Annotated in this window: 10 protein-coding genes and 1 riboswitch; of the genes, 4 read left to right on the forward strand and 6 right to left on the reverse strand. The window is 45.1% G+C overall.

Annotated features, from left to right (window positions below; all coding sequences use genetic code 11):
• Nucleotides 1-2 precede the first annotated feature (2 nt).
• The 4 genes from FTD44_RS15860 to FTD44_RS15875 form a co-directional block, all read right to left on the reverse strand.
• On the reverse strand, nucleotides 3-1,772 hold the full coding sequence (locus FTD44_RS15860) for a T9SS type A sorting domain-containing protein (protein ID WP_222167352.1): 1,770 nt from the start codon (nucleotides 1,770-1,772) through the stop codon (nucleotides 3-5).
• Nucleotides 1,773-1,881: 109 nt separating this feature from the next.
• Nucleotides 1,882-2,065, reverse strand: a riboswitch (cobalamin riboswitch).
• Between the two features lie 95 nt (nucleotides 2,066-2,160).
• Entirely contained in the window at nucleotides 2,161-3,363 is a 1,203-nt protein-coding gene (locus FTD44_RS15865) for an NAD(P)-dependent oxidoreductase (RefSeq protein WP_222167353.1), read from the reverse strand.
• 169 nt (nucleotides 3,364-3,532) lie between these two features.
• The gene (locus FTD44_RS15870; protein WP_222167354.1) at nucleotides 3,533-6,232 is read right to left on the reverse strand and encodes a PKD domain-containing protein; all 2,700 of its coding nucleotides are present in this window, start codon (nucleotides 6,230-6,232) and stop codon (nucleotides 3,533-3,535) included.
• A gap of 11 nt (nucleotides 6,233-6,243) precedes the next feature.
• Complete coding sequence (locus FTD44_RS15875; protein ID WP_129022042.1) at nucleotides 6,244-6,666, reverse strand: hypothetical protein; 423 nt, start codon at nucleotides 6,664-6,666, stop codon at nucleotides 6,244-6,246.
• Between the two features lie 117 nt (nucleotides 6,667-6,783).
• Between FTD44_RS15875 and hutI the strand changes: the two genes are divergently transcribed.
• The 3 genes from hutI (at nucleotide 6,784) to FTD44_RS15890 (ending at nucleotide 9,796) form a co-directional block, all read left to right on the forward strand.
• Nucleotides 6,784-8,007: an imidazolonepropionase gene (gene hutI, locus FTD44_RS15880; protein ID WP_222167355.1), complete on the forward strand. Its 1,224-nt coding sequence runs from the start codon at nucleotides 6,784-6,786 to the stop codon at nucleotides 8,005-8,007.
• A gap of 9 nt (nucleotides 8,008-8,016) precedes the next feature.
• Nucleotides 8,017-8,826, forward strand: coding sequence for an aldo/keto reductase (locus FTD44_RS15885; RefSeq protein ID WP_222167356.1), 810 nt, complete (start codon nucleotides 8,017-8,019; stop codon nucleotides 8,824-8,826).
• A 577-nt stretch (nucleotides 8,827-9,403) separates the two neighbouring features.
• Complete coding sequence (locus FTD44_RS15890) at nucleotides 9,404-9,796, forward strand: hypothetical protein (protein ID WP_222167357.1); 393 nt, start codon at nucleotides 9,404-9,406, stop codon at nucleotides 9,794-9,796.
• Between the two features lie 133 nt (nucleotides 9,797-9,929).
• Here the strand turns inward: FTD44_RS15890 and FTD44_RS15895 are convergent, their stop codons facing one another.
• Entirely contained in the window at nucleotides 9,930-10,343 is a 414-nt protein-coding gene (locus FTD44_RS15895) for a helix-turn-helix transcriptional regulator (RefSeq protein WP_246625464.1), read from the reverse strand.
• A 147-nt stretch (nucleotides 10,344-10,490) separates the two neighbouring features.
• On the opposite strand from FTD44_RS15895, the gene FTD44_RS15900 reads away from it, so the two are divergent.
• Nucleotides 10,491-10,940, forward strand: coding sequence for a SymE family type I addiction module toxin (locus tag FTD44_RS15900; RefSeq protein ID WP_222167358.1), 450 nt, complete (start codon nucleotides 10,491-10,493; stop codon nucleotides 10,938-10,940).
• 145 nt (nucleotides 10,941-11,085) lie between these two features.
• Here the strand turns inward: FTD44_RS15900 and FTD44_RS15905 are convergent.
• Nucleotides 11,086-11,276 (reverse strand): hypothetical protein (locus tag FTD44_RS15905; protein ID WP_222167359.1); only part of this gene is annotated, 191 nt, incomplete at its 5' end.

Here is an 11,276-nt window from a genome sequence, read left to right on the forward strand (position 1 = left end):
TATTACTTTCTGGAAATAATTATTTTCTGAGTTAGTATTTCAGTGCGTCCTTTTTTGCTGATATGCAGTACATATACACCTTGTGGCAGCTGTGCTACCGGTAAGGTAATCTCAGTGCCCGTTGCAGTCTGGTTCAGCCATTGCTTGCCTATCATATCGGTCAGGCTGATGCTGTAGATACCGCCGTTTTGGTTCAGGCTGATGTGTAATGCATCATTTACCGGGTTAGGGTAGATACGGGCTGCTGCCAGTACCGCATCTTTTACACCCGTACCACCACAGATCACATGCAGTTGCTGTGTTTGTGTGCTGTTGTTGCCCGATGCATCGGTATAAGTCCAGGTAATTGCATAGTTACCCGCTTGTGTATAGGTCAGAGAGTCGGTGGTAGCTGTGATAGTGCCACCGCAATTATCTGTAGCTTCCGGGGCCACCAGTACATACGGACAGTTTCCTTCCAGGTTAGGCAGTGTATCTGCTACCGCAACCGGGGCAATAGTATCCTGTATGGTTACCTGTTGCTGCTGGCTTATGGTATTGTTGCCGGATGTATAGGTCCAGTTTACCGTATAGGTACCCGGTGTATTATAACTAACCGGATCATTTGTCGTACCGGTAATGGTATTTAAATCGTAGGTCGCCGTAGGTGCAGTCAGTGTAGTATCGCAGGCTGCATATATATGAGGCAAGGCAGTAGTGTCCCAGCTTGGAGTATATATCCAGGTATGCAGGATCAGCTCATTCGCAATATGTCCTTCTACAGAACCGGAATCAATACGCTGATAAGTGGTACCATCTACGATTTCGTACATAGAAGGAACCGCATAGTTACCAACAGCAGCTATCGCAAAATCGCCGGATACCGGGTCTACACCAAATGCTTTACCATAGAATATACTGAAAGAGTTACCCGGCAGTGTTGTTGTATACACAGCTGTGGTCGGTAATACCGGGCTGGTAATGCTGTATGCATGTATGCTTGTACCGGATACAAAGTATAATTTGTTTGCACCATAACGCAGCAGTTTTGCATTGGTCACACCAGTCAGGGTGATTGGTGTATTGAGCAGGTCATTACTGGCAGGCTCCATTTTTACAATAGTAGATACATTCGCTATTTTACCCAGCAGCCAGATGCAGTTGCGCACCGAGTCATATTCCATACCGGCAATGCTGCCGAGTCCGGGTAAAATGGTGCCGGTTACCGTATTGGTTGCAGTATCAACTTTTACAATCTTACTGCCGATGGCAATGTACATATATCCATTGGCCGGAACCATATAGCTTGCATAAGAAGAAAGGGCTGAAGCCGGATCAATTACCGGAACAATGGTATTATTGGTCAGATCGACCATAGAAAAAGGGTTTGCACCGGTAGCCTTACTTACATAAGCCTTAGTGTTGCTTGCTTTGCCAAGACACTGAATACCAGCGCCGAAGGTAGCATTATTAAAAGTAGCTATAGTGTCAAAACCAGGGAAGGTAGTGATGGCCATTTTGGTGGTTGCAACGCCTTTTCCGCAGAAGATGGCCTTGTTTCCGAAGATCTCAAAATCCTGCAGTACATCGATACCCACAGTAGCATTCGCGATCTGGTACAATGGTCCCTCGGTTGCCATAAATGACGAGCCGGTCTTACTTACCTTATAGACATCACCATTGGGTGTACCGTAGTTACCCTCGGCAACAACGTGCAGGGAGAAATTTTTGACTTGAGCCTGGGCCCACTGAAAACTGCATACAGCCGCAGCCAGAAAAAGTAACTTTTTCATTGTATTCTATTAAAATTTAGACGACAAAATTCAATGCGGAGTGATACAGTAATGCGGAACCATGATGGGACACATGACTATATTATCGTTTTTTCTCCGAAAACTTAATATACAAAATGCTGAAAAGGCAGGTCTCCTGGCTTGATCCGGACATATCACCTTCCCATCAATTATGACAGTGGTATTGCAGATATGACCTTGTAGCGGATCTTACAGTTGCGGGAACAGCTCTCGATTATCACGAGATTCCCTATTAATTCTTATTGAAAGAAACCTTCGGCGGCGCGAAGATACTAAAGAATGGCTGGTATAAAAAATGTGTGCATAAAAAAAGCAGCAGTATACCTACTGCTGCTTTTTGACTTTATAATGTTGACTATTGCATTAATTACGCTTTGTACGCGTAATCGCTCAGGTATTCGAAATGGCTGCCCAGCTTACCATTGCTGCAGATAGTTGCACGATCAAGTATGGTACTATCGCCGGTCATCAGTTCCGGTAAGATGTGTTTGATGATATGATCTCCAAACATATTAGAGGCATCTCTCGGCAATTCGTTCGGAAGATTATCTACGGCCATGATATCAATAATGGAATCATCATTGATAAACGGTGCAGTCTGCTGTCCGGTCTTTTTATTATAACCGTATACCGGATCTGCAATTGTAGAAGCCCCCATATTTACGGGTACTGAACCATCAATATCACAGGTAACATCACTGATCACATTCAGTTTGAATGCCGGATCGTTCACATCTGATTTTTCAAACAGGCGCTGGATCTTGGTATCCCAATAGATACCATTGATCAGTATATCGGCCTTAATGTAAGGATGGAACAGGCATTCATATTGTTCAGGATGCTCATGGAATTCGTTGCGATGGAATTCATGCGTTTCCTTATTACGGTATAAAAGTTCATTCTTCAGATTGGTATATACCGGGTGTGGATATTCATTAGCCAGGAAGTCGTTTTGTGCCACACTGTCTATATCCATCATCTCCATTACGTGCAGGATACCATGTGCCACGCGACCATCGCCGGTTACCACGATCTTCACCGGTGGCAATTGTATATGGCGGTATTGTTTCACCATATCAGCCATATCGCGGCACTCATGTGCAGGCTTCAGTTCAAACAAACCGGATTTCTTACCATAAGTCAGCAGGGCATTATGTGCTCCAACTACACCGGCAAAAAAGCCAAAGCCTATAATGCGTTGTCCGTTATCGTAAGTCAGCGCTTCATAATCAATCATCGTGATCTTCTTCTCGATCAGCGTATGCATGAGTTTCTGATTATAAGGTTGCTTCTTTTTGGTATGGGAAAAGAAGAAATAAGTCTTGTCCGGGATCAGGTCTGCAACCGGAACTTCTTTAATGCCCAGTAATACATCACAATCACTTAAGTCGTCCTGCATGGGTACACCGGCAGCTATATATTCCTGGTCGCTGTAAGATCTGTTGGGAGAGGGTTGCACGACAATGGAGATATTCGGGTGGGTACGCATTACATCCATACATTGGTCGGGAGTCAGTGCTACTCTGGTGTCAGTGGGTATCTTGCCTTCTTTGATTAATCCTATTTTCATACTAATATACTAATTGGATATGTGGTTCGGTTCCGGGCAAAGGTAACAGAATTGTTTCGATTTAGCGTCTTGCTTATCTATTATTAATACATTGATTTTAATGTTATGTACATAAAAAAAGGTCCATAGCAGATGCTACGAACCTTTGGGATAAATAAACAACAAAAAACTATCTGACAAGGGTTACTGAACCCGTTTTCTTAAATGGTTTACCTTCTGTGGTAACGGCATCGATCACATAGATATAAGCACCCATTGGCTGCGGCTTACCGTTGAAGAAGCCATCCCAACCTTTGTTAATATCTGTGGTTTCGAATACTTTTTCACCCCATCTGTTAAAGATCTGGAAGGAATGCAGTTTGGCAATACCTCTCACACTTGCTTTGAAGCTGGTGTTGTTTGGTACAAACGCATTCGGCATATCGATCACAGTATTTTTAACCAGTACATCAACAGAATCAGTAATAGTACAACCGTGTTCTGTACGTGCCGTTACAAAATAACGGGTATTTACATCAGGGTTAACTTTAGGATTGCTGATCTGTGCACTGCTCAGGCCCGCATCCGGGAACCATTGGAAGTATACACAGTTACCGCCAGGCTCCATAAAGTAGGTCTCGCCAGGGTAGATATTGATCGAATCCGGCAGGTTAACTACTGCTTCTGGATGAACGGTAATGGTTACAAATTGTGTATCGGTACAGCCTTTGTCACTTACACCCACCAGTCGGTAAGTAGTAGTGGTAGTAGGGCTGGCAATAGGATTGGCAATGTTGGCATCATTGAGGTACAGGCTTGGAGACCAGTGGTATGTTGTAGCACCTGTGGCCCCGAGTTGTACGGTATTGCGCGGACATATAGCCGTATCGCTCTGCGCCATGACTAAGAAATCGCCCGGATTAACAATCACTTGTACCGTATCGGATTTGAAACATCCTTTAGGAGGTTTTACCGAAACCACATATTCTTCGGTCTGGTTGGCCTGGTAGAGATAGTTGGCATCCGTACTGATCACATTAATGTCAGGGAATCTTCTCCACTCATAAATATAGTTACTGCCATAAGGTAATACCATAGGTTCCAGGCGTACGCTATCATACTGACACACTACACGATCCATACCCAGGCTTACAGAATCAAGGATAGGGCGTTTGAATAAGTGTAAGATACGTAAGCTGTCACAACCATTGAACGCTGCAAATGTATCGATATAAGTACCGGTTTCAGTATAACCGAACATATCCTGACCAGGACAGATAGAGTCATGCATTTCTGTAAACGGCATTTGTTTTACAAACACACAAACAGTAGTATCGAAGGTACAACCAAAGTCATTTTGTACGGTGAAGGTGTAACATTTCTGACCGAAGGTATCGATCTCAGCAGTAATGTTAGTACCGTTTGTAGCGATAATAGTAGGGTCATTGTTCCAGGCAGCAGATACAGCATAGTTCTGGAATGAGTCCAGGTTAGACTGGAAGCTAGGGTCAAACTCGATACCCCAGAAGAAGATAAATCCGTTATCAGAACCAAGGTTATCGGTGATCTGGATTGTCCAGCTACCGTTCAACGGACAACCGATAAGGCTGCTGAAGTTCTGGAATGGTTTATAAGAACCCTGCGGCAGAGAGCTACCAGGAGTCAGGCCCGGAGATGGTACCAGGAAGCCTGCTACAGCATTCTGTTCCAGCATAGTACCCCATGCAGCATTTTGTTTGAATTCGTATGTCCAGCCGATACCTGGAATGTTATCACCAGGGCCCGGATCGTTAGGTCCGCCCAGGAATGTACCGCCACCACCAGGGTATTGCTTCATTACAGCTGACTGACCGTTAGGACAGATAATTTTCAGTTCCAGGTCACCCAGGTAACTGTGTTCCATATTTACATAAATACGGGCGATGTCTGTAGCCTGAGTAATCGTAGCTGCAGGGTCAAAACAGTCAGCGGTAACGCTGGTCATATAAGACACCCCGCTACCATCCGGCAGGAAGGTTGTATCTGCTACAGGAGGCGCACAGATCTCACGAATCTTGTCAAATTTCACTAAACCGAAGAATTGTACTGTATCTCCCTGACATATAGTGTCTCTTGAAGGACGGGTGCCGGCAAAATTCGCTTCATCAGAAATGAATGCTTTCATCGCTTTTACGCGGGTACAGATCGCATGTGTATCTGTTACACGCAGCACCACATTATAGATACCGGTAGCGGCATAGGTATGGTTTACTGTTTTGGTATTATAGATCGTACCATCTCCCATGTCCCATTTATAGATCACATTGGTAGTATCGGTATTAGGAGCAAAGCTCGGCACACCGTTAAAGAAGATGTTCTGACCAATACAGGCTTTTGTTACACGGTTCTGACCGATCTGCGTATGCGCCGGTGAAGTGATAAAAGAAATAGAGTCTACACTACATGGAATGAGACAGGTAACGGTTGCTGCAAAACCAGTACCGGTAGTAGTAGCATCGCTGACCATTTTAAAGGTCAGTGCACCACTAACATTGTTCGCCGTAATGGTAGGAGGCAGAGAGGTACCTGTATACACACCCAGCAGTGGGGCAGCAGTAGTAGTACCATTATAGATATACAGATAGTCCGCATTATTCTCCAGCGAGAAGGCTGAGAATGTGGTACTGATCTGTGTACCAGGCGTTGCAGGGTTAAAAGTGATGGTACCATTCACGTTATTGGAATAGTTACCTGCTGCACCGCCATCGTCATAAAAGTTGACGATACAGTTGCTCACGGTAGTACTACCGGTAGTAGGCATTAATACAGTCGTTTGTGCAAATGCCTGCTGTATAAAGCCGGCACAGAAAACGGAAAGAAATGCAAAAAGCTGTTTATAAAAGTTCTTCATAGTAAACGGGCTTAGGGGTTAATAAAGTTTTTCATTCCTCTGATCATCAGTACCTTGTTGGTACCATCGATCCAATAACCCACATCGCCGTAATTAAAAAATGAAAGATTGTATTTCAGCGGATTGAACGTTGCCGGATTGTATACGGCATCTACAGTCAGACCGGGAACATATTTATTGAACACGGGCTGGTTAGAGAGCGCCGGAAATTTATCCATTGCAGTTGCCTGGTCCAGTTCCATAATCTGGATGCGGTCGGTCAATAGCTGATTGAGCAGGGTCAGTCTTTGCGGGTCCTGGCTCATAAGTGTATTGACATGAGTACCGTAGACAGCAGTAATTTTTGGGTTTACTGCCCCGGTATTAGTCTGTGCTTTCATGGTATAACCGGCTAACATACCGGTACATAGGAGAAATAGTATCTTCTTTTTCATTCAAATAAACTTAAAAAGGTGATCTATAATAGATTATAGACGTGATAAAGTTATAAAAAGTTGGTCGATTTCTTAAGTTTTTATTCTTTTCTTTGTAAAATAATCAGACAGATATTTATGCTTACACTCATCGCCAATATTAAAACGCTTGTACAAGTCAGAGATGAAGCCATTTCCAGGGTATCGGGCCACCAGATGAAATACCTCCCGCAGATCGAAAATGCTTATCTGATATTAGAAGGAGATCGTATACATTCTTATGGACCTATGTCGGCCCTGCCTATGCTGCAGATCAATGAAACGATTGATGCCAGCGGCCGTATTGTGCTGCCTACCTGGGTAGACTCTCATACACATCTTGTATTTGCCGCATCGAGAGAGCAGGAATTTGTAGACCGCATCAACGGACTGTCTTATGCCGAGATCGCTGCTAAGGGCGGTGGCATTCTGAACTCTGCTGCCAAACTGGCTACAGCACCCGAAGAACTATTATATGAGCAGGCCGTAGGCCGGCTGGAGCACCTCATACAACTGGGTACCGGCGCTATTGAGATCAAGAGCGGTTATGGACTGAGCACAGAGAGCGAACTGAAGATGCTGCGCGTGATCCGCAGACTGAAAGAAGATTATCCGCATATTCCTATAAAATCAAGTTTCCTGGCTGCGCATGCCTTCCCGATGGTGTACAAAGAAAACCATCAGGCATATATAGATAAGATCATTACCGAAATGCTGCCACTGGTTGCAGGCGAGGGACTGGCCGACTATATGGATGTGTTCTGCGAGCAAGGCTTCTTCTCTGTAACAGAGACCGAGCAATTGCTGGAAGCTGGTCTGAAACACGGCCTCAAACCTAAGATACATGCCAACCAGCTGCACCGCTCCGGTGGTGTACAGGTAGGCGTTAAATATAATGCGGTAAGTGTAGACCACCTGGAGAGTATGGGTGAGGAAGAGATAGAAGCACTGCGTGGCAGCAATACCATCCCGACCTTACTGCCGGGTGCGGCCTTCTTCCTGGGTATGCACTACCAACCGGCCAGAATGCTGATCGATGCAGATCTGCCTGTGTGCCTGGCCTCAGACTTCAACCCCGGTACTTGTCCTTCAGGCAATATGAATACCCTGCTTACGATTGCCTGTACGCAGTTGCGCATGACCCCCGAAGAGGCGGTAAATGCACAGACCCTGAACGGTGCAGCAGCTATGGAGCTGGAGCAGGAGATGGGTAGCATCTCTGTAGGCAAGCGAGCAAGCCTCATCATTACCAGACCGGTGCCGTCGCTGGCATACCTGCCTTATGCCTTTGGCGAAAACCTTATTGAAAGAGTAATCGTATAATAACAGATGATGAACGTAACATTAGCCAACGGCATACAGATGCCTGTACTGGGACTGGGGGTATGGAAGACGACAGAAGGAGCTGAAGTTGAAGAGGCCGTCTCCTTTGCCCTGAACAATGGCTACCGGCATATAGATACCGCAACATTATATAAAAACGAAGTGGGTGTTGGCGCCGGTGTGCGCAACAGCAGCATTCCACGGTCAGAAGTGTTTGTCACCACCAAAGTGTGGAACGATGATCAGGGCTATGACCATACCCTGCGGGCTTTTGACCAGAGTCAGCGCAACCTGGATATTGATTATATAGACCTGTACCTTGTGCACTGGCCGGTAAAAGGCAAGTATAAAGAGAGCTGGAGGGCACTGGAGCGCCTGTATACCGAGGGCCGTGTCAAGGCCATTGGGGTGAGCAACTTCCTGCAGCACCACCTGGACGATCTGTTGCCATCGGTAGAGATCAAGCCTATGGTGAACCAATTGGAGCACCATCCATACCTGGTACAATCATCTTTACAACAATACTGCAAGACACAGGGCATACAGTTCGAGGCCTGGAGCCCGCTCATGCAGGGCGGCATCTTCAGCATACCATTACTGGAAACCTTATCAGCTAAATATGGTAAGAGCATAGCACAGATCGTGCTGCGCTGGAATATACAGAACGGTATTGTGACCATTCCTAAAAGTGTAACCCCTGAGCGTATTATAGAGAACAGCCAGATCTTCGACTTTGAGCTGGATGCGGCAGATATGCAAGCCATCGACCAGCTGGACAAGGGCCAACGTGTAGGCCCCGACCCGGATGTGTTTTGTTAAGTAAATAATGAATACCATACATAAAAGATCGGCCGCGAGATATTCGCGGCCGATCTTTTATGTATGGTATCCGTACGCTGTGAGGTACTTAGGATACGCGCCGGTAATAAAGCCTGTACACTAGCGCACGCGCCCTCGCGTGTGCCGCAATGTTTCTCGAAAAGCGCTTCGAGGGCCTCAGCGACCGGGAGTTTCGTCTCCCGCTTCGTCATATCGACTGAAGCGCAGTGGAATGGAGATATCTCCTTCTATACAGAACAGTAATGAGGAGATTTCTCGACTGCACTTCGTTCCGCGCGAAATGACGGGAACACTCGCTTCTTTTCTGGCTTGTCTGGTCTTAGTGATCCTTGCGGAACACTAAGACCAGACAAGATCTGTCCCGATTGTATCGGGACTTATATGTAAAACGCCCCGATACAATCGGGGCACTCACGCCAGTGAGGTATTAAAGACACTCACAGAGACGCATGCGCCAGCAGTGGTAAATATTATGAAAGATTTAATTATCCACTACTTCTCCATATGCATTTGAAAAAGAATGTATAATATTAATTTTGAATTAAAAATTATTATTATGGAGTTTATTACACCCAAAATGAAGGATAGTCTATTGCATTATCTACTAGAACAAGGATCTAAAAATGAATTAATTGAAATGGACATAGCATCTGCCACTAAGGTATTAGAAATTAATCCTTTATTCATTAAAATGATTCTTGACCAATTTAATTCATTAGGTTTTATTAATCTTTTTGATACTAAGGGATTTGATGCTTTAACACTAAACGCAAATGCATACGATTTTTATGCTCGGAAGGGCTTTGTCGCTCAAGAAGAACTGTTTATTAAAAACATTGAAAAGTTAGAACATGAGTTGGAGAGCATTAAGTCTAGTTTCCCTGAGAAAGCTGCACAATTCGCTACCATTCTTTCAGGTATTAGCTCATATATTGCATTATTTAAATAGAGAATAGCTATCTAGAGTTAGGGTTTTAATAAATCGCCTGTACTTATAACAATGAGATACTGTTCTTTCGTGCCCTCGTGAGTGGTGCTACACACACAAACAATAAGGAGCCTGAGAGGCTCCTTTATTAGTATTACTTATTTATCAATTGCTTTAATTGCTGCATCATATCGTCCTTCTCCTTGAGCATGCGCTCATAGAGGGCAATCTTCTCTTCGTGGAGTTCAAAGATCTTTTCTATAGGATTGTAATTATGTACAATCACTCCTACAGCGTTATCACTAATTGTATTAGAGATAAGATTAATCGCCTGCTCCTCGTCAAAGTTCTGAAAGGCCTCTACAGGCAGGTGCATAATCTCGGCAATGCGTTGCAGCAGGGGCAGTTCTATAGTCTCTTTTGTCTCCAGCAGCGATATCCGCTTCTGGTGCCAATCCTCACCCAGCTCAAAGGCCAGTGCATCTTGCTTGAGGCCCAGCATCTCGCGAAAGCGCTTTACATTACGGCCTTCATGTATTTGTTTGTGTGGCATAGTTATATTTTTCATTGGTTACAAATGTACGGTTTTGATCTATAATTTACAGTATATGCTGTGGTCTAAAATAGACGATGTTGCCGCTAAATTATTCCTGTTGCGCCTTTTTTATACCTGACTGTATGGGCAGTTTTGTGCCATAACTAAAACACTCATTTTATGGCTAAGAAACCTAATGGCCCAACTGCTAAGAAAGCACGCATCGTAAAGGTGTACGACCATCATGTAATCTATAATGCGCATCTGCTGTACAAAACCCATGTTATATACCCCAAGATAAGGCTTGCGGGCAAGTGGCTGGCCGATTGTGGATTTGCTCCCGGCCAGCACATACAGATTACTACCGGTAAGCAGCGGCTGGTCATACAGCTGGTTGATGCGCCCGGTATGGACCAGCACACGCCTGCAGCTGAGCAGCATGCAGTGGCTAAAAAGCTATCTGCTGCCGGTAGAAAGCCTCGCCACCGCACCAACGTGCCATATGTGGCCGACAAAAAGCAAAATGAAGCCGTTGCAAAACTAAATGCATCTGCCCAAAAGCTTAATAGCATTAACCCCAAACGTCAATCCCATTCAGGTTTGGGGTGGCTGGATATACCTTTTTTCTGAGACCGGGCAGCTTTTGGGTAAATGCAATTGTGCAAAAAGCCGCGCGGTCGCAGCATTTTTCCGCGTTCATTTAGCTGTTGTCTCCCCTCTATTTGGCTTTTAGGTAGCTTTATTCAGCTCAGAGCTGCGTTCATTTAGCTTTTGATCAGATTCCATTTAGATCTGGGGTATCTGCCCCCTCCTCAGGGGTGGGTGGGGTGGCACTGCCGGGGCGGTAGTTAAAGCGCTCCTTGAGCTGCTGGTGCACGGCTTTACTGCCGGGCATACCGGCTATGCTTGCCGCCTCAGCTATGCGGTATATGCTCAATGCCGTAGTATAGGCTTCACTACCGGCCA

Origin of the sequence: Edaphocola aurantiacus, from assembly GCF_019797745.1 — a bacterium.
Taxonomy (GTDB): Bacteria; Bacteroidota; Bacteroidia; order Chitinophagales; family Chitinophagaceae; genus Edaphocola; species Edaphocola aurantiacus.